Source organism: Chryseolinea serpens (assembly GCF_900129725.1).
Taxonomy (GTDB): Bacteria; Bacteroidota; Bacteroidia; order Cytophagales; family Cyclobacteriaceae; genus Chryseolinea; species Chryseolinea serpens.
Map to the genome: position 1 here is coordinate 678,541 of NZ_FQWQ01000004.1, position 24,844 is coordinate 703,384.

The following is a 24,844-nucleotide window of genomic DNA, read 5'->3' on the forward strand; positions in this document are numbered from 1 at the left end:
GCTATTTCCGGCCGCAGAGCAAGCGGTTTGGAAAGCCCATAAGAATATATCCGGGCAAAAAAGAAGGCAACGGAAGGTCAGAAAAGCCAAAACGGAAGCCACACAACACCCCCCATGAATGCTCAACGTTGTAACAGTGTATTGAATATGAGGGCCTTAGTGCGAAACTTATCCATTAATTACCGATATTTCACAATCCTTCTAACTTTGTGCCGACAAAATCGACCATATGCTATTGGATTTTGAAAAGCCCATTGCTGCACTGGAGGCAAAACTTGAAGATATGAATCAGTTGGCCAGCGACAGCGACAAGGAAGTTCAGGCCGCTGTGAAAGCACTCGAAAGAAAAATTCTGGACCTCAAGCGGGAGACCTTCGAAAATCTCACGGGCTGGCAACGCGTTCAACTGTCGCGCCACCCGGATCGTCCCTATACCCTGGATTACATCTACGAGATCACGTCCGACTTCATCGAACTGCACGGCGATCGCACCGTGTCTGACGACAAAGCCATGATTGGCGGCTTCGGCACGATCGAAGGCCAAACGTTCATGCTCATCGGCCAACAAAAGGGTCGCAATACCAAGCAGCGCCAAATGCGCAACTTCGGTATGGCCAACCCCGAGGGCTACCGCAAGGCCCTGCGCCTGATGAAGATCGCCGAGAAGTTCAACAAGCCCATCGTCACCTTCATCGATACCCCTGGCGCTTTCCCCGGCCTCGAAGCCGAAGAGCGCGGACAAGGTGAAGCCATCGCCCGCAACCTCAAGGAAATGTTCGGCCTCAAAGTGCCGGTCATTTGTATCGTGATTGGTGAAGGAGCGTCAGGTGGTGCGCTGGGCATCGCCATTGGCGACCGCGTGCTCATGTTGGAAAACTCTTGGTATTCTGTGATCTCCCCCGAAAACTGCTCCACCATTCTCTGGCGCAGCTGGGATTTCAAGGAACAGGCCGCAGAACTTCTCAAACTCACCGCCAAGGACATGCATGCCCTGAAACTGGTGGACGGCATCATCAACGAACCCCTGGGCGGCGCCCACACCGATGTGAAGTGGATGGCCAATGAGATCAAGCGCGTGATCCTCGAGACCACGAAAGAACTCTCGGCCCTCAGCCCCGAAAAGCGCATCGACCAACGCATCGACAAGTTCTGCGCGATGGGCGTAGTGAAAGAATAATCAACGAAACGATATACCAAAGGCTGCAATGCAAGTTGCAGCCTTTTCTTTTTCAGAGACCCTAACCCGGAGCGCAACCCATGAACCTCCACGTGATCGACACCGGATTTTTCAAACTCGATGGCGGCGCCATGTTTGGCGTGGTGCCCAAATCCATCTGGCAAAAAACAAATCCCGCCAACGAACAAAACCTCTGCAACTGGGCCATGCGTTGCCTGCTCATCGAGGACGGAAACCGGACCATACTCATCGACAACGGTCTGGGCACAAAACAGGATGCGAAATTTTTTAGTTACTACTTCCTGAACGGAGACGCAACACTCCAATCGTCGTTGCATCGTGCTGGCTTTGAACCGGGCGATATCACCGACATGTTTCTCACCCATTTGCATTTTGATCATTGTGGCGGTGGAGTCGAAAGGAGAGGGGACGCAGTGGGGTTGGCCTTCCCCAAAGCGCAATATTGGAGCAACGCCGACCACTGGCAGTGGGCCATCCAACCCAATGCACGCGAAAAAGCCAGCTTCCTGAAAGAGAACATCCTCCCCATGCAGGAAAGTGGCCACTTAAAATTTGTAGACATTCATGCGCCTTCGCCGTTCTCATCGTTCGACATCCAATACGTTTCGGGGCACACCGATAAAATGATGATCCCTATGATCCGCTATAAAAATAAAGTGATCTGTTTCATGGCCGATCTGTTGCCTTCCGTGGGCCACATTCCGTTGCCCTACGTGATGGGCTATGACACGCGGCCGTTGATAACGTTAGAAGAAAAGGAACGCTTTCTCAACGAAGCCGCCACCCACGGTTACATCCTCTTTCTCGAGCACGACCCGGAGAACGAATGCTGTACGGTGAAGCACACGGATAAAGGCGTTCGCGTGGATCAGACCTTCCGGCTGGCGGAAATTCTTTGATCAACCGTTTTGCTAAAAAAAATCATCACAGGTATAAATCACCATTAGAGACATGAAAATCGGATTGGTATTGTCAGGCGGCGGTGCGCGGGGGATCTCGCACATTGGCGTGTTGAAAGCATTGGAAGAATTTGGAGTGAAGATCGACGTTGTGGCCGGCACCAGTGCGGGCTCCATTGTGGGGTCATTGTACGCGTATGGTTATTCTGCCGACAAGATCATGGACATCATTCTCACCACCAGTTTTCTTCGGTCGCTCCGTCCGGCGTGGACCATGAAAGGTTTGCTGAGTTTGGATGGACTCCGCGATGTCCTCCAGAAATACATGCCCGAAAACAATTTCGAAGCACTGAAGCTGCCCATGACCGTCGCCACCACAAACATCGGGCAGGGTACCACCGAGTATTTCACAAAAGGCGAATTGATTCCCACGATCCTGGCATCGTGTTGCGTGCCCCTCGTGTTCAACCCCATTCAATTCGATGACAAGATCTTTGTGGATGGAGGCATCACCGACAATTTGCCCGCCCACAGCATCCGCGGCGCGTGCGACCTGTTGATTGGGGTCAATTGCAATTTCATCCGGGGTAATTTCAATACGTTGAATTTCCGGTCCGTCATCGAGCGAAGCCTCATGATCGCCGTCAACGGCAACACCGCGACCAGCAGAGCGTTGTGCGACGTGTTGATCGATCCCCCAGGCGCCGGAGGCGTGAGCGGTTTTGATGTGAGCAAGGCGAAAGACCTTTTTGAGACCGGCTACCACTACACCAAAGAAAATTTCAAACCGGAAGATTTCAGGATAAACCCGAAGCGACCATGAGCCTAACCTTCCAACAAGAGATCCTGCAGGGCATACCCGATGCGTTGCCCCAGCCTAAACCTATCGACCCCGCCGTCAGCCATGCGCCCAAGCGCAAAGACATCCTCACCGCCGAGGAAAAGAAGCTGGCCGTGCGCAACGCCCTTCGCTATTTCCATCCCCGGCATCACGCTGTCCTGGCAAAAGAGTTTTACGACGAGCTGATCACCTATGGCCGCATCTACATGTATCGCTTCCGTCCCGACTATGCGATGCATGCGCGGCCCATCACCGACTACCCACACCGTTCGTTGCATGCCGCGGCGATCATGCTCATGATCCAGAACAACCTCGACCCCGCCGTGGCGCAGCACCCGCAGGAACTGATCACCTATGGTGGCAACGGGGCTGTGTTTCAAAACTGGGCCCAGTATTTACTGACCATGCAATACCTCGCCAACCTCACCGACGAGCAAACGCTGCACATGTATTCCGGCCACCCCATGGGCGTGTTCCCTTCCTCCGCCGAGGCGCCGCGCGTGGTGGTGACCAACGGCATGATGATCCCCAACTATTCCAAACCCGACGATTGGGAAAAATACAATGCCCTCGGCGTGACGCAATACGGGCAGATGACAGCAGGTTCCTACATGTACATTGGCCCACAGGGCATCGTTCACGGAACCACCATAACGGTGCTCAATGCAGGCAGAAACATCAGCCGCCAGGGCGAAGGATTGGAGGGCAAGATCTTTCTCACGTCAGGATTGGGCGGCATGAGTGGTGCGCAGCCGAAGGCAGGAAACATTGCAGGATGTATTTCCGTCGTGGCGGAAGTGAATGGCAAGGCCGTACACAAGCGACATGAGCAGGGATGGGTAGATGAGATCGTTGGCACACTGGAGGCCTTAGTGGTCCGGGTACGAAAAGCGCAAGCCGCAAAGGAAGTGGTCTCGCTTGCTTATCACGGCAACATTGTTGATGTATGGGAGAAATTTGATGCTGAAAATATTCATGTGGCATTGGGCTCCGACCAAACGTCGTTGCACAATCCTTGGGCGGGCGGCTATTATCCCGTAGGCCTGTCGTTGGAAGAGTCAAATGCACTCATGGTGAGCAACCCAAGTGTATTCAAAAAAAAGGTGGAGGAGTCGCTGCGCAGGCAGGCAGCCTCCATTGCAAAACATGTGGCGAAAGGCACCTATTTCTTTGACTACGGCAATGCATTTCTTCTGGAAGCGTCCCGTGCCGGCGCTGCCGTGATGGCAGAGGACGGCATCAATTTCCGTTACCCTTCCTACGTACAGGACATCATGGGGCCTTTGTGTTTTGACTTCGGATTTGGTCCCTTCCGTTGGGTGTGCACCTCGGGCAAAGACAGTGACCTCGACTTTACCGATGCGTTGGCCGCCGATGTGCTGCAGGAAATATTAACCCAAGCTGAGGAAGAAATTCAACAACAGTTGAAGGACAACCTACAATGGATCCGCCAGGCCAAACAAAACAAGCTCGTCGTAGGCTCAAAGGCAAGAATTCTTTACGCCGACGCAAAAGGTCGCATTAAAATTGCTGAAGCTTTTAACAAAGCCGTAGCAGAAGGAAAGATCGGCCCGGTAGTATTGGGCCGCGACCATCACGACGTATCAGGTACCGACAGTCCCTACCGCGAAACGTCCAACATCTACGACGGTTCACGCTTCACGGCCGACATGGCCGTACACAACGTCATCGGCGACTCTTTCCGCGGCGCCACCTGGGTATCGCTCCACAACGGGGGCGGCGTGGGCTGGGGAGAAGTGATGAACGGCGGCTTCGGCCTCGTGCTCGACGGCACACCGGATGCCACGCGCAAATTGCGCAACATATTATATTACGATGTTAACAACGGCATCGCACGCAGAGCCTGGGCACGCAATAAAAACGCTCAGTGGACAGCGCAACAAGAACAAACAAAAGGCACCGGCATGACATTGACGTTTGCCCACAGCGTTGATGATGCTTTTTTGGATAGATTGGGTTAAGCCAGGAGTCAGAGATACTTTATAGCTAGTCAGGACGTTAACAAGTAAAAACCACCGCTGAACGGCCGGTATTTTGCAGTTTAAGGCACTATCTTTGCCTGTAGTTAAAAAACTTAACCAGTATGAAAAAAATCATTATTGTATTAGCTTTTATAGCCGCTTCCGCAGGGGCCTATGCGCAAGCGCAGTTCGCCATCGGTATCAAGGGGGGGCCTAACTTTGCAAACTTGAATGTGTCGGATCCCGGCGCAACATATAAAGCAAGAACAGGATGGCATGCAGGCGGGTTTGTACTTATGAAGTTTTCGAAGATAGGAATTCAGCCCGAAATCCTTTTCTCACAACAAGGTTCAAAGATCAAAGTCCAGGGGAATGACTTGAATGCCAATTACAGCTACATAAACATCCCCATCATGGTTAAACTTTATACTGTGGCCGGCATTAACCTCCAGGCAGGTCCTCAGTTCGGTTTCCTGACCAAGGCCGAGTCTGATTATAATCCGGTTACGGGTGAACCCATAAATTCCACGCAAGATTTTAAAAATGCCTATAAAAAATCCGACGTCAGCCTCGCGATGGGTGTGGGTTGGGATTTGCCTTTTGGTCTTACCATCGATGGCCGCTATAACTTAGGTCTAAGCGACGTAAGCGATCAGGCCGCGTATGAAACCAAAAATCAGGTTTGGCAAATTTCAGTAGGCTACAAACTGATCAAATTCGGCAAAGGAAATTAAAGCTCGGAATACTGACAATAAAAAAGCCGCAAGATCATCTTGCGGCTTTTTTTATGTATTCTCTGTTTGCCCGCCGAAGCTTTAGCGAAGGAGGGCGCCGTCGAAGCTTTAGCGAAGGTGAGGTGGTGAAAATGCTACTCCACCACAATCAGATAATAATTCTTCTTTCCTTTCTGCGCCAATAAATACTTACCCTGCAAAAGATCAAATGCCACGGCATGATTCGGATCGGCGACCTTGGCTTTATTGATACTCACACCGCCCGCCTGAATCATTTTCCGTGCATCACCCTTAGAGGCAAACACCAAACTATTCGTGGCGACGGACAGCAGTTCCGTTACGTTGGCACAAGTTTCCAAAGCAGCCTTGGAAATGGTGGTCTGAGGCACGCCAGCAAACAGCTCCAACAACGTGCGCTCGTCAATACTCTTCAGTTCGTCGGTGGTCGCGTTGCCAAAAAGAATATTGGTAGCCTGTACCGCCTTGTCGAATTCCTCCACTGAGTGAACGCGCGTAGTGATGTCTTTTGCCAACACATGCTGCAATTTGCGCAGGTGGGGGGCCGTTGCATGTTCCGCCAGCAAAGCTTCAATTTCTTCGCGTGTTAGTTGCGTAAAGATCTTGATAAAGTTCGCGGCATCTTCATCCGAAGTATTCAACCAATATTGATAAAAGGTATAGGGGGACGTCTTCTTCGGATCGAGCCACACGTTGCCGCCTTCTGTTTTGCCAAACTTGGTGCCGTCGGCCTTGGTGATGAGTTTGGTGGTCAACGCAAACGCATCGCCACCCGATTTGCGCCGGATCAATTCAGTTCCGGTCACAATATTGCCCCATTGGTCCGAACCACCCATTTGCAGCTTGCAGCCCTTGTGCGCATTCAGCCAATAAAAATCATAGCCTTGCACCAGCTGATAGGTAAACTCCGTAAACGACAGCCCCGACTCCAGGCGTTTTTGCACGGAGTCTTTGGCCATCATATAATTTACGGTGATGTGTTTACCCACGTCGCGGATAAAATCCAGAAATTTGAAGTCTTTGAACCAGTCATAGTTGTTCACCATCTCCGCGGCATTGTCGCCACTGAAGTCCAGGAATTTTTCCAACTGCTGCTTCACGCACGCCACGTTGTGGGTCAACACATCTTCCGACAGCAGGTTGCGTTCCTGCGACTTGCCCGACGGATCGCCCACCATGCCCGTCGCGCCGCCCACCAGGGCGTAAGGCTTGTGGCCCGCCTTTTGGAAATTGAGCAGCGTCATGATCTGGGCCAGGTGGCCAATGTGTAGCGAATCGGCCGTCGGATCGAAGCCGATGTAGCCGCTCGTGCGTTCCTTGTTCAACTGTTCCTCGGTGCCGGGCATCACATCGTGTAACATACCGCGCCAGCGAAGCTCTTCAACAAAATTCTTCGTCATCTCAAAATTCAATTGGGCGCAAATATATGAAATTTTACCCTGCGCCCTTATTTGGTGCCCTTCACCACTTTGCTGGCAATGTGGTAGATGGGAGGGATCTCGGAGGTGCTGTTCATGGTCACCTCCAGGTCCTTGATCAGGCCGGTTTCCAGGTCGTATACCCAGCCGTGCACATAGGGCGAGTTGCGCTCGCGCCAGGCGTTTTGGATGATGCTGGTCTTGCTCAAGTCAAAAACCTGCTCCATCACGTTCACTTCCACCAGGCGCTTGAACCGCTCGTTTTCGTCGGTTATGGCTTCCAACTCGTCGCTATGGAAACGGTAGACATCTTTGATGTGGCGCAACCAGTTGTCGATCAGGCCATATTGGTCATTGTTCATGGCCGCTTTCACGCCGCCGCAGCCGTAGTGGCCACAGACGATCACGTGTTTCACTTTCAGGATCGTCACCGCATAGTCGAGCACGCTCAGCATGTTCATGTCCGAGTGCACCACCATGTTGGCGATGTTCCGGTGCACGAAGATCTCGCCCGGATCGGTACCGGTGATCTCATTGGCGGGAACGCGACTATCGCTGCACCCGATCCACAAAAAATCGGGCGACTGCGTGTATTGGTTGCGTATGAAAAAATCGTGGTCGTGTTTGGTTTTTTCTTCAGACCAAGCCTGGTTTTGCAATAAAAGTCTATTGTAAGAATCCATATGGGTTTATTAGTCGTGTTTGCGAAAGAAATCGTTCAGGGAAGCGTAACTCTTTTTTATTTCTACTTGAATGTGACGGCTCGGAGCGTTCAGCATAAAGTCTTCGATGGTCTCGATGATGTCCGCGTCGATGAATTGTGAATCTCCACCGTCGATGATCAGGTTTGTATTCCGTGGAATTTTCTCAAAAGTTTGGCGTAGCAAGGCTTTATTCAGGAAAGAGACGTCTTTGTGCATGCGCAGCAAATAATTCTCACCGTGCTTCACCAGCGACAACGCTTCCTGGAAGTTAGACCGCAACACAAAGAAAACACCTACGATAATGCCGATAAAAATACCAATCAAAAGGTTGGTAAACAAAATGGCGACCACGGTGACAATGAAGGGCAGATACTGGCCGATACCCTTGCGGAACATGTCCACATAAAGCTGGGGCTTGGTGAGCTTGAACCCGGTCATGATGAGGATGGCCGCCAGGCAGGCGAGGGGAATGAGATTCAGAAACCGGGGGATCAAAATGACGGCCAGCAAAAGCCACATACCATGCAGGATGGTGGAGGCCCGCGAGCGGCCCCCTGACGAAATGTTGGCCGAACTGCGCACAATTACCGCTGTGATGGGCAACCCGCCGAGGAGTCCTGAGATCATGTTGCCGATGCCTTGAGCTTTCAACTCCCGGTTGGGAGGTGTAGTGCGTTTGAAATGATCCATTTTGTCGGCCGCCTCCAGGCTTAGCAGGCTCTCCAGGCTGGCCACTAGCGCCAGGGTTATGGCTGTGAAATAGACCTTGGAGTTGGTCAGTGCACTGAAATCGGGGAATGTGAGCTGCCCCAGAAAATCCGAGACCCCTGTCGACGCCTGGATGGCCACCAGGTGCTCTGCAGGAATGTCGAGGAAGGGCACGGAATGCTCGAAGAGGAGATTGGCGGAAATGCCCAGGAGCACGACCACCAGCGGAGAAGGTACCCACTGGAAAAATGCATATTTTTTCAATTGCGGTCTTTCCCACAGAATGATGATGGCGATCGACAACAGGCAGATCAGGATGGCGCCGGGGGTAACGTAGTCCCAGGCATTCATGATCTCGGTGAACGTATTCTGACCGTCGGGCTGGTCGAAGCTTTCATCGCCTTCGAAGTCGCGGTCATAGCCCAGTGCGTGAGGCACTTGCTTCAGGATGAGGATGATACCGATGGCCGCCAGCATACCTTTGATGACCGCCGACGGAAAGAAGTGGCCAATCGATCCGGCCTTTACAAAACCCAATACAATTTGAATGGCGCCGGCCAGTACCACCGCGCACAAAAAGACCTGGAACGACCCCAGGTCGTGAATAGCGGCGATCACAATAGTAGTGAGTCCCGCCGCGGGCCCGCTCACACTCACCTGCGAGCCACTGAGCGACCCGATGACAAGTCCTCCGACAATACCGGCAATGATCCCGGCAAACATGGGTGCGCCCGATGCCAGCGCAATCCCCAAACACAACGGTAATGCTACCAGAAAGACGACTATACTGGCAGGAATATCATGGGAAAGATTCCCAAGTGGATTTGATACGTTTCGCATATAAATAAAATAGAAAAAATGGAATGAATACTTCGGCACACCGCATGCTTTATGGATGGCCAATTCAAACTCAACACGGGAAGAGTACCGGTGTCAAAAAATAACTTATGCGAAAGATTCGGGAGGGGGATTCTGGATGTCGAAGACCCCGGGTCGCAGGGCTGCGCCTTCAATGTGAACAACAGGCTTGGTGACGATAACGAAATGCAAGGTGATGGAGGTGAGTACGTTCGCTTCCAGGTCAATTTCCCTGGTCAGTACGTCGGCTTCGTCGGCTAATTCTCCGTCGCCACCTTTTTCTTCTTCATTGACGCCGGCAAACACCTTCACCATATTTTCCCACAACACTTTGTTCTTTTTCCGGAGCTCGAGCGCGTTCATTTCGACCAGAAAGAAGCTCATGTTGATAAACACAAGCCCCGTAAAGGCCGTCAGGATGCGACGTAGCAGGGTGGGTCTCCAGAGATTCATCGTGCAAAGATAGTCCAAAATTTGTGTTTTGACGGATAGATTTCCCGTCGTTCGTTGCGGATTTTGCAACAATCGGGCCAAGGAATTGATAATCCGTGGGTTCGCGCAATGTTAAATCTTATCTATTATTTTTGGCCACCACTAACGAACCTTGTCATCGCAATGAATCAACCCGAAACGCTCAACGCTGTAGCCCAATTCCACCAGACCTTTAAACACCCCATTCTTCCAAGTCCCACCATCCCCGACGAGAACCGCTGCCGTCTCCGGGTGGCCCTCATCGCCGAAGAGCTGAAAGAACTCGAAGTGGCCATCCTCGAAAAGGACATCGTATCGGTGGCCGATGCCCTCTGCGACATCCAGTACGTGCTCTCCGGCGCCATCCTGGAATTTGGACTCGGCGAAAAATTCAAGACCCTCTTCGACGAGGTGCAACGCTCCAACATGAGCAAAGCCTGCAACACCCTCGAAGAAGCCCAGGCCACCATCGACCACTACAAAAAGAAAGACGGCACCGAATGCTACTACCGCGAAGAAGCCGGCAAGTTTCTCATCTACCGCACGTCCGACAACAAAACCCTGAAGAGCATCAACTACAGCCCCGCCGACCTGGAGAGCATCATCGCGAAGTAGTTGTTCTTTTTCAAGAAGTCGAAATGATTTGCGTATTGGATACCTGGGTCATGACAGGTTGCTATTTCATGAAAATATGTTGAAATTCGTGTGACCCTTTTCACGTTAACAGTTATGGAAATTGGACGAAAAGGTAAAAGAGCGCATAAAGTTTAACACGGAAATCACCAAGCTTCTGGTTTTATTGTTCATCACAACGGGAGGCGGTGCATTATCGTTAATTGCTGACGGCATCGATGCGGTCACAGAGGCAATTCTAGCATTTGGCGGTATGGCTTTTGGCATAACCGCTGGAATATTGGGGTTAAAAGTTTATAGTAACACTGAAAAGCTACTAAAATGAATGCATGGTATTCGAGTGATTGGTTTTCGTATTTGATAATCGGCGGTGTGTTCCTGGGAGGCATGGTGCCTCTTGTTGCCGGCATTATTCACTACACAAAAAAAAACAGGGAATTGGATAGGCAGTTCCGGCAACAAAAAGGGAAGCCAGAATATGCGCCCCGTTTAACGACTATAAAATAACCAGGAGGCCTCATAGAAAGGTTAGAAACAAATCTTGATCATTGGCGCAATCTTAAGAAATGGCTTGAAGAGCGACTGGGCCTAGATATAAAACTCAAACTGAAAAACCGCATCCTGCCCCCGCAGTTGCATCGGATTAATAGCCAGGATAGGCGAGTCGTTGTAGGCTTTTATGAATTCCGAACGGCTGATCCGGAGCTTGCTGTGCCCCGGTTTGATCTTATGATATTGCATACGGCCGGACGCATTGGCCGTGGCGCTATAGACAAAGCTGAATTGAAGGGGAATGGGAGAGGGGATATACCTCATAGTGGGCTGGGCATGGCTTACATCCCATGATAAGCGTTTCGGAAATCCATATGAAGCATCGAATTCTGACGGGAATTGTATTGTGCCAGCAACGCATATGCGCAATTTGGCACATAGCTGAACCGCTTTTCCAGTTCCTCGATCTTGAGGCAAAGTTCGCGCACATAGAACCGGATTTGCTCCAGATTCCTGCATTCTGCGGGCCTTTGGAAGTTTCTGGCAGTGAACGCCAACAGGTCCATCTCAATTTTCTTACGGTCGAAATCTGACATAGAATTGTGTATTATTACACAATGATAGATTTTCCCTTTCAGGAAACCAAGGGAAACTGTGCAATTTTTCACACCTATATGACTTCATAGCATAACTGGAGGCAGAAAGCAGGGTATAGCTGCACAATCCGCTCTCCCGAGTGCATCAGGAAGGCCATTGATTATCAATGTTTTGGCCAGAGGAATAGAAACCAGGATCGGGGCGCTGTCTGAACTTCATAGCCTTTGACGAACCTTAACGAGTATCCGAGGGCGTCACGGCTTTTGCGTGATCATCCTCCTGAAAATTCTTTGACCCACAACACAACGCTTCCCGACATGTTAAAAGGAGCATAATTTTTTAGGAACGATGCGTACGCCCGAAGAAGCGAATTCGTTTTAATGCTTATCTTTAAAAGCACTAATCAACCGCAAAACTAACCTTTATAAGCTCTCTCTAATGCAAACTGAAACCAGCCCATTTCTACAAATTTGGCATCTCAGCATGATCGTCGGCGCCATCGCCGTGGCCGCCATCGGAATCCTCATCTACATCATGCACAACCTGCGGATATCGACCATCCGGGACTATAAGGGGAAGTACGACTACATCAATACCCACGAGATCAAGAACTATAAAAAAGTGTTCCTCTGCTTTGGCATCGCTGCCATGCTGATCATCAACCTGTATGGCATGGGGAAACTGTTTACGATCGGAGTATGGTTCTTTGTGCGCCTCTTCATTTCCATTGCCGGCGGCACGCTCATCGCCTATGTTGCTTTCCTGATTTTGGACTATTATTATCCCACCATTCTCAATCGGAAACTCCGCAAGTGGCGTTTCATGCCCCGCAAAGGAAAAACCGGCAATACATTGCGATTGCTGAGCGAAGAGGAGGAAGACGTGCACCTGGAAGAGGGCATGAAGGCGGAAGAAAGCGCGTTCTCCATCGACTATGACGTGTGGATCGATGAGCGGAGCGGTGAAGTGAAGATCGAGAAATATCCGGGACACCTCCAGGCCCTCCGCTGCAACAGCTGCGGTTTCTACACCATGAAAGTGGTGCGCGAAGAGATCACCAAAGAGCCCGGTCCCGACGGCCCCGGCGAACTCATAAAACACTATCAATGTTACTATTGCAAGTCTGTGCGCGCCACAGCCTTCAACATTTCCACCCGCGAAGCCGACGATTACAAAAACTCCCCCCGCATGGCCTTCCGCCGCAGCAAGAATGTGGAAATGATACGACTGGAGATCCAAACCAATACCGGAGGGAAGAAATTCTTTGAGTTTCAAAGCGTGGGACAGGCCCAGAAATTCCTGGAAGAATACGACTCCGAAAAACCTTAACGAAGAAAAGAACCGGCGACATAACCATTCCACGTTTTGTGGTATATCGCGGGTACAGGACGATCGAAATGCTCACTTTTACGTTCCAGAGAAAAAAGCGAGGCATAACATTTGCCCTAGAGAACAGAATTAGCCTGAAGTGACCCCCGAAGAGGCGTGAAGCTGGATTTTTGAAACATGCCGGGGAAAGTCCCCGGTTGAGGTGTCACAAAGGCAGAAATGAAATGTAAAGACGACATGAAAAGAACTTTTTTAGCGGCGGCAATCGCCACTGTACTATGGACCGCTCAGGCCGCACAAGGTGCGACCGGCGTAGCGGATACTACGGCCCTGAAACCCAGCGCGGTGTATGGAAAAGAAGCGAAAGTGATGGCCTATATCCTGGACAACAACCACTACCGCAAACTGAGCCTCAACGACTCCCTGTCGTCGGCCATCCTCGACGGTTATGTGAAGAGCCTGGATAACAATAAGACTTATTTTACCGCGCCCGACCTGGCCGCATTTGAAAAATACCGGACAAAGATCGACGACCTCACCAAGGCGGAAAACGTAGACCCCGCTTACGACATCTATAAGGTCTTCCGAAAGCGATTTGCCACCCGCATGAGCTATATCAAGACCAAGCTCATTCCCCAGGCTTTTGATTACACGGTCCAGGAATCCTACGAAACCGACCGCGACAAAGAGCCCTGGTGCAAGAATGACGCAGAACTGGACGAAGTGTGGCGCAAGATCATCAAAAGCCAGGCCCTCAGTCTTAAGCTTGCCGGCAAGACTCAGGCTGAAATCGAAAAAACACTCAACGAGCGTTACGATCGCTTTGCCAAATCCATACAGCAATTCAACAGCGAAGATGTGTTCAGCATGTACATGAACACCATCACCGAAGCCTACGATCCACACACCAGTTACCTGTCACCAAAGGCCGCTGAAGTATTTCAGCAACAGATGAGCCTCTCGCTGGAAGGCATCGGTGCCCGTCTGCAAACCGAAAATGATTATACCCGTGTCGCTGAAGTGATCACCGGCGGTCCCGCCGACAAGAGCAAGCTCATCAACGTGAACGACAAGATCATCGGCGTAGCCCAAGGCAGCGACGGCGAGTTGGTGGACGTGATCGGCTGGCGCATCGACGACGTAGTGAAGCTCATCAAAGGCCCCAAAGGCACGACCGTGAAGCTCCAGATCCTGCCCACCGAAACCGGTGTGACCGGCCCCTCCAAGGTCATCACCCTGGTGCGCGACAAGATCAAGCTGGAAGACCAGCAAGCCAAAAAGAGCGTCATCAACTACAATAAGAATGGCCGGAACCTCAAGCTGGGCATCATCACCCTGCCGAGCTTCTATATGGATTTTGAAGCCTACCAAAAAGGTGATCCCAATTACACCAGCACCACGCGCGACGTGAAACGCCTGCTCAAAGAATTGCAGGTCGACAAAGTAGACGGCGTCGTGCTTGACCTGCGCAACAACGGCGGTGGCTCCCTCACCGAAGCCATCGACCTCACCGGCCTCTTTATCAAAGACGGTCCCGTGGTGCAAGTGAAGAACTCTGCCAACAAAATTGATGTCGGCCAGGACGACGACCCGACCATTGCGTATAGCGGTCCGTTGGTCGTGATGACCAACCGCTTCAGCGCATCCGCATCGGAGATCTTTGCCGGTGCCATACAGGACTACAAACGCGGCGTCATCGTGGGCGAATCCACCTATGGCAAGGGTACCGTTCAGACCATTGTTGATCTGAACCGCTTCATCAACGACCCCAAAAACAAAGTAGGGGAGTTGAAGATCACCTTCCAGAAATTCTACCGCGTCACAGGCAGCAGCACGCAGCACAAAGGCGTCACGCCCGATGTGAGCTTCCCCACCGCCCTCGACCCCGAACAATTCGGCGAGAGTTCCAGCCCCAGCGCCATGCCCTGGGATGAGATCAGGGGCACGCTTTTTCAAAAGACTACCGTCCTCAACGACCGCGTCATCGCCAACCTGAACAAGGCCTACCAGGAACGGTTGAAAACGGAACCCACCCTGCAACGCTACGTGGAGGAAACCGTAGAGCAGCGCAAAAACTTTAAAGAAACCACGATCTCCCTAAACGAGGCCGTCCGCAAAAAGGAAATGGAAGAAGCTGAAAAGAAGAAAGCTGCGAACGACAAACTCGATACTAAGATCGTTGGCAAGGAAGGCAAACCTACCAACGTGCTTGAACTGGATGATGAATATCTCCGGGAAGGTTTGTTTGTGCTTGGTGATTTGATCAACACGAAAGTGGGATAATCAAAAATATTTGAAATGAAATCAGAAAAGAGACCATCGTGAGATGGTTTCTTTTTTTTGCCCGACCAAACAAACCTTCGCCCCGCCCTTGTTGGTGTTCTTCACCAACAAGAATCGCTTCCACCCACTTTGCCAGAGCCGGCATTTTATCAACCCACAATTGTGTATATGGGTGCGTGGTCGGCATCAAGGATGGAGATCAAAATGTTGGGCAGCAATCGGGTTTCCCCACATTACAGGTGTGTCCACACAAATTTTGTTGGTGAAGAACACCAACAAAGGCGGGGGATTTGGGGTTTTCCGGGTTGTGTGCGGGTAGCTGAGAGGGCTTTGTTGGTGGGACCCCAACAAAGGGGGGTGGGCAATAATCGAGGGGAGTTTAAATTTTGAAACGATTGGGCGCAATTTTTTTGGAAATGGGGGAGCCACAATTCGGTTTCTGGTGTTATATGGGGATCGCCGTCGAATCTTGTTGGTGATGGAGGCCAATCGGGGGCGATGAATCTTTGTTTGTGATGGCTGCAATGGTGTTGACAGTTTAGAATTAACCAAAAACTACCATGGAGATCACCGTAAAAGAAGGTACCGTCATCGAGCACGAGGGACGGCACTGGATCATCACTCAGATCGGCGAAGACAATGAAGGCCAGACCGTCATCCACATCCGGTCCGGCGACGAATTGAGCGTCATCAAGCTCAGCGACATGCCCTACGATTTGAAATTGGTCCGCTAGAAAGAAACACCTGCTCCGCGCTCTGCGCACCACGATTGATGCCCGCCACCAACCCAGGTCTTTTTGTGTGCTTCACGGACAAAGGCCAGCCCCACCCGCTCAAAGTCAACCCATTCGTCATTTCCATCGCCACCAAAACCAGCCGTTTTCGTCATCATCCTCCCAAACCCGCCCATACTTTTTCCCCTCAACCCACAACCCCCCGACCACCTCTCGCCGTATAATGCTTGTAACCCAAACGGTTAGCTCGCAACGTCCTTGTTGGTGTATTCCGCCGAGAAGATTCCCACATTTTCCTGAACCCCAATACCTTTAATTTCCATTTTTTAAAAGCTATTTTAGGGGCTCATTGCCTAGATCCATGAGTGAAGAATTACTCAAAGCCATATTGCAGCTCTTTGCTATCGTTGCCCGTGAGAGGATTACCGAAGCCGAGCGCACCAACATCAAAGAATTCCTCAGCCTCCACCTCAGCCGGGAGGCCACGAACTATTACCTGAAACTCTTCGACGAATTCGCCGCCTCTCACGAGATCGAGTCCCGCCAGGAGCTCAGCAGCCTCGATGCCGAAACCCAGCAGTTTGTAGACGATTGGGCCAAGATCATGAAGATCGTCAAGCAGGTGAACCAGGCCCTCACCATGCAGCAGAAGGTCGTGCTCATCGTCAAGATCATCGAGCTCGTGTTTGCCGAAGACGTTATTTCGGATCGCCAGGGCAACCTCATCTTTTATATCGGCCAGGCCCTCAAAATACCCCAGGCCGACGTCCAGGCCCTCCAGGCGTTTGTGACGGGCCACGACATCGACGAGCTCGCCAGCAAACAAGTGCTCATCATCGACGAAGGTTCGGGGGAGTATCCCGGACCACGCATCATTGAAAAAGATCTGACGGGCCTCATCGCCATCCTGAGGCTGCAGGATGCGGATACCTACTTTATCAAATACCTTGGTATCACTACCCTGTATTTGAACAGCATCCTCCTCAAAAGCCGGAAGATCGATGTGTTCCCTACCGGTAGCACCATACGCGGGGATAAAGTCGGGCCGATCTACTACAGCGACATCATTGGCAAATTCCTCAGCGATGCCAGCAAAACCCATATCTCGTTTACGGCCGACCACATTTTCTATCATTTCAAAAGCGGCCGCGCCGGCATTCAAAACGTGAACATCGCCGAACAGGGCGGCAAGCTCATCGGCCTCATGGGCGCCAGCGGCTCTGGAAAGTCGACGCTCCTCAATGTGCTCAACGGTTCGGAGAAGCCGTCCAGCGGCCGTGTGCTCATCAATGACATCAACATCCACGAGCACCCGGAAAAAGTGCAGGGCATCATCGGTTATGTCCCGCAGGACGACTTGCTCATCGAGGAACTGACGGTCTTTCAAAATCTATACTACGCCGCAAAATTATGCTTCGCCCATTATACGGAGAAGGAGATGATCGAAGTGGTCATCCGCGTGCTCGTGAACCTCGGCCTGTCCGAGATCCGCGACCTGCGTGTGGGATCGCCGTTGGACAAGACCATTAGCGGGGGGCAGCGCAAACGCGTGAACATTGCCCTGGAGCTGCTTCGGGAGCCCACGATCTTGTTTGTGGACGAGCCTACTTCCGGTCTTTCGTCGCGCGACTCGGAAAACATCATGGACTTGCTCAAGGAATTGTCGCTCCGGGGCAAGATGGTGTTTGTGGTCATTCACCAACCGTCGTCCGATATCTTCAAGATGTTCGACACGCTCATCATCATGGACGTGGGAGGCTTCCAGATTTATTATGGCAACCCCGTGGAGTCTGTTATTTATTTTCGCGACATCATCAATGCCGCCAACAAAACACAGGGCATGTGCCCCGAGTGTGGGAACATCAACCCCGAGCAGGTGTTCAGCATTATCGAGACGCGGGTGGTGAATGAATATGGACGGCTCACGAATACGCGAAAGGTTTCGTCTGGTCAGTGGTATCAATATTTCAAACAAAAGATCAAAGTTCCCCGCGTCGACCACGTGCAGGAATCACTGCCGGTGTTACAGGCCATCCCCGCGTGGGCCAAACAGCTGCAGGTCTTCATCACCCGCGATGTGCTGGCGAAGCTTTCCAATAAGCAGTACTTGTATATCAACTTGCTGGAAGCTCCCGTGCTGGCGTTCTTCATCGCTTTCATGGTGAAGTATTATAACGTATTGAGCGAAACCAATCCGGTATATACGTTCTACAACAATAACAACGTCCCGGTATACTTCTTTATGAGTGTGGTGGTCGCGCTGTTTTTCGGCCTCACGATGAGTGCTGAGGAAATTTTCCGCGACCGCAAGATCCTGAAGCGCGAAGAGTTTTTGCACTTGAGCCGCAGTAGCTACCTGGTATCGAAGGTGGCCGTGATGTTTGCTTTTTCGGCTATACAGACCTTGCTGTTCCTGCTGGTGGGAAATACCATTTTGGAAATACCGCTGACGGAGATGCGTTACTGGCTCATCCTTTTCAGTTGTTCCTGTTTTGCCAACATGTTGGGATTGAATATATCGGCGTCCTTTAATTCTGCCGTGACGATCTACATTCTTATTCCTTTGTTGGTGATCCCGCAACTGCTGCTGAGTGGTGTGGTCATCAGCTTCGATAAATTCAATCCGCGCGTGGGCAAGCCCATTGGTGTGCCGGTGGCGGGGGAGGTGATGGCGTCGCGTTGGGCGTTCGAGGCGTTTATGGTCACGCAGTTCAAAGACAATCCCTTTCAGAAGCAATTCTACGACGTCGATAAAAGTGAGGCGGAAGCCGAATACAAACGCGTGTACTACATCCCCGCTCTAGAGTCGAAACTGGCCTACGTGGTGAACCGCCCCTTTAGCTGGCGGCACACCAACGATGAACATGTGGTAGACGCCCTGAATCTTCTCCGAGGGGAGATCGAGAATGAGTTAACCTACGTCGGGAAAGAAAATTTCCCTGAAGTGGACAAGCTCGCGGTGGGTGAATTCGATTCAACGGTTTATAAAAAGACCACGCGCTTTCTGGCGACCCTCAAGCAATTCTACAGCATGCAACGGCGAAGGGCGGCAGGGGAGCGCGAAAAGCGCATCGCGGAACTGACCTCAACCCCCGTCAAGGCAGCGCGCTTTGAGGTGCTGCGACAACGCTACTCCAACAAGGCCGTCGCCGACGCGGTGGAAAACATCGGCACGCCCGATCGCATTGTGGAGTACAACGGCTCGCTGGTACAAAAGATCTACCCTATCTATGTCGACGACCACAAGCCCAAAAACAAACTTGACTTCTCGGCCAACCTATACCAGCCGACCAAGCAATTTGCCGGTCTCGCGTTCGACACTTTTTATTTCAATGTAGCCGTGATCTGGAGCATGACGATATTCCTGTTCCTCACGCTTTATTTCGATGTGTTGAAACGCCTGATGCGCCGTCTGGAACGCAGCCGTAAATATCGCGTGCGCGATAAGCAGTAAATTAAATCGCGACTTTGTACTTTTGCCACACGCTATAACACCGACTAAAACCATGATCAAGAACCTCACCCAGACCCTTTTCGCCGCCTTGTTCTTTGCCCTTCTCATTGCCTGCGGCACCAAGAAGGAGACCACGGCCACCGAGACGGCAACCGATTCCACATCCGCCGATGCCGACGAATGGAAAGCCATGGACGATTTCCACATGATCATGGCCGAATCTTTCCACCCCTTTAAAGACAGCGCCAACCTGGCTCCTGCGAAAGCCAAGGCCGCCGAATTGGCTGCTTCCGCTGAGCAATGGCTTGCCGCGCCGCTGCCGGAGAAAGTCAACAATGCGAATGTGAAGGCGAAACTCGAAGCCCTGAAAATAAAAACAACGGCCTTTGTGGAGACCTCGAAATCGACAGACGATAAGGTTGTAGGCGATGCGTTGACGGAACTTCACGACATGTTCCATGAACTGCAAGAGGCGTGGTATGCAGGACATGGGGAGCATCATCACTGAGAAGTGATCTGTTCAAACCGCTGATTATATCATGTTTTCCATTGAAGCCAAAGAAGCGTTAATTGAAAACCTGGCTCCTTTTCTTGAAGCGTATGGATTTAAATATCGCGAGGAGCCTCCAGGTTTGTGTTTTTGGAAAGCACGCGATGGGGATTCTATAGATTTCTTTTTTCAAGTCCTCTCCGGTGGCGATTACCTTATTTCACCTTTTCATATTTCGATCAGTAAAGTTGAGGAGGTACTCCACTCCTTGTTTCAAAAGTTTGAGATCAGCGCTAAGCCCATTACCGTATCATACCAACTAGGCGAGACCATGATGGCTATGCATCAACTAAGAAAGGAGGGGGCTCCCATTCCCGCGGTGATGGAAAAATTCAAATCATCATTTAAGGCTCAGATGTACCAACGGTGTCTTGATTTGCTCGACATTGACGAGGTGTATAACGTCCTCGGAGATTACTACAAACCAAAAGAGAAGGGGATAACCATGGGGGGTAGCGGTATTCCAAGAAGACTGCGGTTCCTGACAATATGCATGCTTTGCAATGACTTGGAAAACTTTGATGTCACACTTAGAAAATTCAACGAGGACCCGCGTGCGTATGAGTCCAGCCCTGAAAATCACAAGGAATTATTTGAGGAGGGCATAAAACTCATTCGGCGTATAAAAGTTGGTTAGTTTAATTTGAACTGCGATGGCGCTTTTTTGAGGGCGAAGTGAAGTGTGAGGAGTTCTGCTATAAATATCTTTTCATTTTTGCGGCGCTACGGGGCTATATCGTTCCGTAATATGCAAGAAGTTCATTTTCCACCCTTCATCCGTTTTTCGAAAGGCGGCGCTCTCGATCCAATCAAAACTCTGCCGGGTACTGTCAAACGCGAAGTCACCATGATTGAAATACGTCATGTGCCCGGATTGCTGGTCGGCCGTTATTTTAAAATTGTCGAACTTGTAGATTACCGTATAGGGAAATTTTTTCATTTCTTTAAACACGCTATCATTGTTCCAGACGCGGCCCATTTCATAGAGGACGAAATCATCGGTCGTCGCGTCGGTCATTTTTTTGAAGTCCTTGTTTTTGATCCCATCAAAATAGGAGAGGAGCACCACTTTTAATTTTTCGGGATCATCGGCCGGTCTTTGCCCTTGGCAACCGAAAAAGAAGGCAACACCGGAAATCAGGGTGAGGATGGCAGTCGCTTTCATCAATCGTGTTTTGTAATTTGCTGATGGCACAAAATTAACAGCGGTGATGAACAGGCGATGTGCCGAAATGCTCAATTTGCCGTTTCATTCTTTAACCAGATTTTGAGAAAGTTACACGCCATGACCCATATTTGAATGACAAAAGCACAGTTATGAAAATAACTTCTTTAACCGTATTCGCGGCTTCAATTTTTCTGATCACGGGTTGCGCAACGAGCTCCCTAAAAAATCAACGCCCTACTTCAGCAAAAGACAAAGACGGGAATACCTACGCTTCACAAATCATGTTAGACAATCGCCAATGGACAACAGAAAATCTGAGAGTTGACATACCGGGTTCCTATTGCTATGAAGATCTAAAACCGAACTGCGACCGCTATGGCCGATTATATACCTGGGAGTCGGCAAAGAAAGGATGCGAAATGCTTGGCAAGGAATGGCAACTGCCCACAAACGAGGAGTGGGAACGACTGACCGGATATTATGGTGGAATCTATAAGGACTCCATTCACAACGGTGGTGCGACGTATACGGCTTTATTGTACGGAGGCAATTCCGGCTTCAACATCTTGTTAGGCGGCAACCGCGAAATTTCCGGTACCTACAAACGCCTGGAAGCCCACGGATTTTATTGGACCGCAACAGACACGGATGCGGAGCACGCCTGGATCTACAACTTCGGCAAGGGCTCAAAAATCCTCAATCGACATAGTGATACGGAGAAGGCCAGGGCCTATTCTGTGCGTTGTGTTAGGAAGAACCCTTCGAAATAAACGGGCACGTGGCAAGCGTAAAGCGGAAATTAATAGTGAGGGAAAACGAACCGGATTTATTGCAACTTTACAAGATCACTTTAAATTTGCACCGCATGTCATTTTAACCGTTAACTGATGCGATTGTATCCATTTCTTTCACTTCTCTACATCTGCTTGCTGACAAGTTGTGGCCCGAAATCTAAAGCGCCCGATGCAAAAACACCTGATTCAACCGCGGGAGCGCCCGTCGTCACAAAAGCCGTGGAGCAGAAAAAACAAACAGCAGATGAAGATTCAATTCGCCGCGATCATGGCTTGTCGGATCCGATTACTTTGATCAAAAAAATATACATTGAAGGCCAAGCACAATATGCCTTCATCTTGCATGGCGAGGGTGTCGAGCAGCATCAACGGTTATGGGATTTGTTCACCATGAGAGATGGCCAACAGCAAGAGTACACAAGCGACTACAATCGCCTAAGGGAAAAATTTGTCGACATCGCGCCCCACGCAATCCATTCACATCCGGAAATGATCGATGGATGGCTGCCCGTATTTTGGTACCAGAAGCACCCGTACGTGGTTCGTTCATGCGATATGTACCTCGTTCACCAGGTTACCGACTCTACATTTATGACCTACTACATGGATGGCATGGGGACTGAATTGATTAAATCCATCGATCAGAACAAGGATGGACTCGAGGTAAACACCAACGATCGCACCTATAGTTTTGTGTTGAAAGACCCCGCCAAGTCTATCTATTTGCTTACCGGCAATGGAGAGAAAACCTACGTAGTGCCCTTTCGAAAGGCCGGCGGGCTGCCGATCATAATTGAATCCTGTACGATGGATGGTGTCGACCTGGTGGACTACGAAAAAACTCCGCCCGTAAATAAGTAGCGTTGTCTTTGATCAGGTTTTCTTGCTAACCCCATTTTGCAAACGCACAAGGGTGACACTAAGAAAATACTGAGATCTATATTTTCGAGAAGACGCTCGAAAGTCTATCTTAGAGTTATTCTAAAATGAGAGTACCAAACCTGTAAGTGCATGATATACTTGAAGATTAACATAATGACGTTGATTTCCTTTGCGGGATGGGCATCGCTAATCCTGAGCATAATCGCGTTGGTTTTGATTTATCGCGCAAAAGAAATGAGCTATGTCGATACGGTGTTATGGACTTTGGATGTGCTAATTGTGCCGGCAGGCCCTGTTTTTTTCTTCATCTATTTGTTAATGGAGAAAAACAAAAAAAAGAAATGAGTTGCCCTAAAACTGTTTAGTGTAGGCCGCTGTCCAAAAGTTGAGGACAATAGAAGAAACCTCTTATGGACGACGCGCTTTGAAAAATTCGCCCCGTCTCAACATCCCATCCCAAATACCTTTGCATCATTTGCATTTCTCTTTATCTTTCCCTCACAGAAATGCCAAACCTCAACCATGCAATCTACCGCCGTCACCTCACAGGAAAAATCAAAACTCTGGTTCGTCATCACCGCCTCGTCGCTGGGCACTTTAATAGAGTGGTATGACTTCTACATTTTCGGGAGCCTGGCCGTCATTCTTTCCGAGCAGTTCTTTCCACAGACCCATCCCACGGCGGCCTTCCTTTCCACGCTGGCCACCTTTGCCGCCGGCTTCATCGTGCGGCCTTTTGGGGCGTTGGTGTTTGGGCGGTTGGGCGATTTGGTGGGGCGGAAATACACTTTTCTGGTCACGCTCGTCCTCATGGGCGGGTCCACGTTTGCCATCGGGTTGATCCCCGGGTATCAGACCATTGGCCTGGCAGCGCCGGCGTTGGTGTTGATCCTTCGTTTACTGCAGGGGTTGGCCCTGGGGGGTGAATATGGCGGCGCGGCGACCTATGTGGCGGAACATTCGCCGGCTGCAAAAAGAGGTTTCTACACCAGTTTTATACAGACCACGGCTTCCCTCGGGCTCTTTGTTTCCATCGGCGTGATCCTGGCTGTCAGGCAGTCGGTAGGGGTGGAGAAGTTTGCGGATTGGGGTTGGCGTATACCCTTCTTGTTGTCGTCGTTGTTGGTGGCGGTGTCGGTTTTTATCCGGATGCGGATGCAGGAGTCGCCGTTGTTTACCAAGTTGAAGTCGGAGGGGAAGGTGTCGAAGAACCCGCTCAAAGAAAGCTTTCTCCATAAAGAAAACCTGACGTTGGTGCTCATCGCCTTGTTCGGGGCCACGGCAGGGCAGGGGGTGGTGTGGTACACTGGCCAGTTCTATGCCATGACCTTTATAGAAAAGACCTGCGGCGTTGAATTTGTGCAAACCCGAAACATCATTGCCATCGCCCTGGTCATCGGCACACCTTTGTTTATTTATTTCGGCTGGCTGTCCGATCGCGTCGGCCGCAAGATGATCATGATGGCGGGCTTGCTCATGGCCGTGATCTTGTACCGGCCGGTCTATATGCAGATGTATGCCCTGGCGGACATCACGCACCAAAAAGAGGCGACCGCAGAGAAGCGTATTGAAAAGACACACACCATCAACGCGAATGGCGACTCGGTGGTCACGATGCAGACCATCCGGACGTTCGAAGCGGGCAATCAGCAGAAGGAGACCTCCACCCATTTGATCCCCAAAGCCGGCAGCGAGAAAAAAGAAAAGCTCGACACCAAGAAGGAGATCGTGCTGGGCGACTATGCCTTCTGGTCGATGGTAGTACTGGTGTTGGTACAGGTTGTATTGGTGACCATGGTGTATGGACCGATCGCCGCCTTCCTGGTAGAGTTGTTCCCCACGCGCATCCGCTACACGTCCATGTCGTTGCCCTACCACATCGGAAATGGTGTTTTTGGCGGGTTAACGCCGTTTATCGCCACGGCGCTCTATGAGTCCAGCAAAACGGAGGCAACCCCCGCCGGCGACCCGTTTGCCGGCCTTTGGTACCCCATTATCGTGGCTGCGGTCTGCTTTATTATCGGCATGATCTTCCTGAAAAACCGCAAAGTTGCGGACGTAATCGATTGAAATTATTGATCCGAACCATTGTTATTC

24 protein-coding genes are annotated in these 24,844 nt (G+C 50.8%); 17 read left to right on the top strand and 7 right to left on the bottom strand.

Annotated features, from left to right (window positions below):
- Nucleotides 1–229 precede the first annotated feature (229 nt).
- From BUB30_RS27375 to BUB30_RS27395, 5 genes are all read left to right on the top strand, one after another.
- Complete coding sequence (locus tag BUB30_RS27375) at nt 230–1,177, top strand: acetyl-CoA carboxylase carboxyltransferase subunit alpha (protein ID WP_073140946.1); 948 nt, start codon at nt 230–232, stop codon at nt 1,175–1,177.
- Nucleotides 1,178–1,257: 80 nt separating this feature from the next.
- Entirely contained in the window at nt 1,258–2,097 is an 840-nt protein-coding gene (locus tag BUB30_RS27380) for an MBL fold metallo-hydrolase (protein ID WP_073140948.1), read from the top strand.
- 52 nt (nt 2,098–2,149) lie between these two features.
- Nucleotides 2,150–2,920, top strand: coding sequence for a patatin-like phospholipase family protein (locus tag BUB30_RS27385; RefSeq protein ID WP_073140949.1), 771 nt, complete (start codon nt 2,150–2,152; stop codon nt 2,918–2,920).
- Nucleotides 2,917–4,920 carry a urocanate hydratase gene (locus BUB30_RS27390; RefSeq protein WP_073140951.1) on the top strand — a complete coding sequence of 668 codons (2,004 nt, stop codon included), beginning with the start codon at nt 2,917–2,919 and terminating at the stop codon, nt 4,918–4,920. Before BUB30_RS27385 ends, BUB30_RS27390 begins: the two co-directional genes overlap by 4 nt.
- A 122-nt stretch (nt 4,921–5,042) precedes the next feature.
- Nucleotides 5,043–5,654 (top strand): porin family protein, encoded by a 612-nt coding sequence (locus BUB30_RS27395; RefSeq protein WP_073140953.1) that lies wholly within the window; start codon nt 5,043–5,045, stop codon nt 5,652–5,654.
- Between the two features lie 134 nt (nt 5,655–5,788).
- Here the strand turns inward: BUB30_RS27395 and tyrS are convergent, their stop codons facing one another.
- The 4 genes from tyrS to BUB30_RS27415 all read right to left on the bottom strand — a co-directional run bounded on the left by tyrS (nt 5,789) and on the right by BUB30_RS27415 (nt 9,813).
- On the bottom strand, nt 5,789–7,072 hold the full coding sequence (tyrS, locus tag BUB30_RS27400; RefSeq protein WP_073140956.1) for a tyrosine--tRNA ligase: 1,284 nt from the start codon (nt 7,070–7,072) through the stop codon (nt 5,789–5,791).
- Between the two features lie 47 nt (nt 7,073–7,119).
- Entirely contained in the window at nt 7,120–7,773 is a 654-nt protein-coding gene (gene can, locus BUB30_RS27405) for a carbonate dehydratase (RefSeq protein ID WP_073140958.1), read from the bottom strand.
- Between the two features lie 9 nt (nt 7,774–7,782).
- The gene (locus BUB30_RS27410) at nt 7,783–9,342 is read right to left on the bottom strand and encodes a SulP family inorganic anion transporter (protein WP_073141271.1); all 1,560 of its coding nucleotides are present in this window, start codon (nt 9,340–9,342) and stop codon (nt 7,783–7,785) included.
- Between the two features lie 105 nt (nt 9,343–9,447).
- Complete coding sequence (locus BUB30_RS27415) at nt 9,448–9,813, bottom strand: hypothetical protein (protein ID WP_073140960.1); 366 nt, start codon at nt 9,811–9,813, stop codon at nt 9,448–9,450.
- A 162-nt stretch (nt 9,814–9,975) separates the two neighbouring features.
- On the opposite strand from BUB30_RS27415, the gene BUB30_RS27420 reads away from it, so the two are divergent.
- The gene (locus BUB30_RS27420; RefSeq protein ID WP_073140962.1) at nt 9,976–10,446 is read left to right on the top strand and encodes a pyrophosphohydrolase domain-containing protein; all 471 of its coding nucleotides are present in this window, start codon (nt 9,976–9,978) and stop codon (nt 10,444–10,446) included.
- Nucleotides 10,447–10,567: 121 nt separating this feature from the next.
- Entirely contained in the window at nt 10,568–10,789 is a 222-nt protein-coding gene (locus BUB30_RS27425) for a hypothetical protein (protein ID WP_073140964.1), read from the top strand.
- A gap of 263 nt (nt 10,790–11,052) precedes the next feature.
- Here BUB30_RS27425 and BUB30_RS34945 read toward each other — a convergent pair whose 3' ends face one another.
- Nucleotides 11,053–11,280, bottom strand: coding sequence for a hypothetical protein (locus BUB30_RS34945; RefSeq protein WP_119756451.1), 228 nt, complete (start codon nt 11,278–11,280; stop codon nt 11,053–11,055).
- A 17-nt stretch (nt 11,281–11,297) separates the two neighbouring features.
- Entirely contained in the window at nt 11,298–11,552 is a 255-nt protein-coding gene (locus tag BUB30_RS27435) for a hypothetical protein (protein WP_073140968.1), read from the bottom strand.
- Between the two features lie 439 nt (nt 11,553–11,991).
- Here BUB30_RS27435 and BUB30_RS27440 point away from each other — a divergent pair, with 439 nt between their 5' ends.
- The 6 genes from BUB30_RS27440 to BUB30_RS27465 all read left to right on the top strand — a co-directional run bounded on the left by BUB30_RS27440 (nt 11,992) and on the right by BUB30_RS27465 (nt 20,540).
- Nucleotides 11,992–12,882 (top strand): hypothetical protein, encoded by an 891-nt coding sequence (locus BUB30_RS27440; protein ID WP_245804188.1) that lies wholly within the window; start codon nt 11,992–11,994, stop codon nt 12,880–12,882.
- 237 nt (nt 12,883–13,119) lie between these two features.
- Nucleotides 13,120–15,165: a carboxy terminal-processing peptidase gene (locus BUB30_RS27445; RefSeq protein WP_073141273.1), complete on the top strand. Its 2,046-nt coding sequence runs from the start codon at nt 13,120–13,122 to the stop codon at nt 15,163–15,165.
- A 560-nt stretch (nt 15,166–15,725) separates the two neighbouring features.
- Nucleotides 15,726–15,899: a hypothetical protein gene (locus BUB30_RS35335; protein WP_178377213.1), complete on the top strand. Its 174-nt coding sequence runs from the start codon at nt 15,726–15,728 to the stop codon at nt 15,897–15,899.
- Nucleotides 15,900–16,260: 361 nt separating this feature from the next.
- Entirely contained in the window at nt 16,261–19,353 is a 3,093-nt protein-coding gene (locus BUB30_RS27455; RefSeq protein ID WP_073140975.1) for an ATP-binding cassette domain-containing protein, read from the top strand.
- 52 nt (nt 19,354–19,405) lie between these two features.
- Entirely contained in the window at nt 19,406–19,861 is a 456-nt protein-coding gene (locus BUB30_RS27460) for a hypothetical protein (protein ID WP_073140977.1), read from the top strand.
- 31 nt (nt 19,862–19,892) lie between these two features.
- Nucleotides 19,893–20,540: a hypothetical protein gene (locus tag BUB30_RS27465; RefSeq protein ID WP_073140979.1), complete on the top strand. Its 648-nt coding sequence runs from the start codon at nt 19,893–19,895 to the stop codon at nt 20,538–20,540.
- Between the two features lie 72 nt (nt 20,541–20,612).
- On the opposite strand, the gene BUB30_RS27470 is transcribed toward BUB30_RS27465, so the two are convergent.
- Nucleotides 20,613–21,068, bottom strand: coding sequence for a nuclear transport factor 2 family protein (locus tag BUB30_RS27470; protein WP_073140980.1), 456 nt, complete (start codon nt 21,066–21,068; stop codon nt 20,613–20,615).
- Between the two features lie 152 nt (nt 21,069–21,220).
- Between BUB30_RS27470 and BUB30_RS27475 the strand changes: the two genes are divergently transcribed.
- The 4 genes from BUB30_RS27475 to BUB30_RS27490 all read left to right on the top strand — a co-directional run bounded on the left by BUB30_RS27475 (nt 21,221) and on the right by BUB30_RS27490 (nt 24,817).
- A complete protein-coding gene (locus BUB30_RS27475) occupies nt 21,221–21,841 on the top strand; it encodes an FISUMP domain-containing protein (RefSeq protein WP_073140982.1) in 621 nt (206 codons plus the stop codon).
- A 117-nt stretch (nt 21,842–21,958) separates the two neighbouring features.
- Entirely contained in the window at nt 21,959–22,726 is a 768-nt protein-coding gene (locus BUB30_RS27480) for a hypothetical protein (RefSeq protein ID WP_073140985.1), read from the top strand.
- Between the two features lie 150 nt (nt 22,727–22,876).
- Nucleotides 22,877–23,092, top strand: coding sequence for a hypothetical protein (locus BUB30_RS35520; RefSeq protein ID WP_143165107.1), 216 nt, complete (start codon nt 22,877–22,879; stop codon nt 23,090–23,092).
- Nucleotides 23,093–23,269: 177 nt separating this feature from the next.
- Nucleotides 23,270–24,817 (top strand): MFS transporter, encoded by a 1,548-nt coding sequence (locus BUB30_RS27490; protein ID WP_073140988.1) that lies wholly within the window; start codon nt 23,270–23,272, stop codon nt 24,815–24,817.
- The last annotated feature ends 27 nt before the right edge of the window (nt 24,818–24,844 follow it).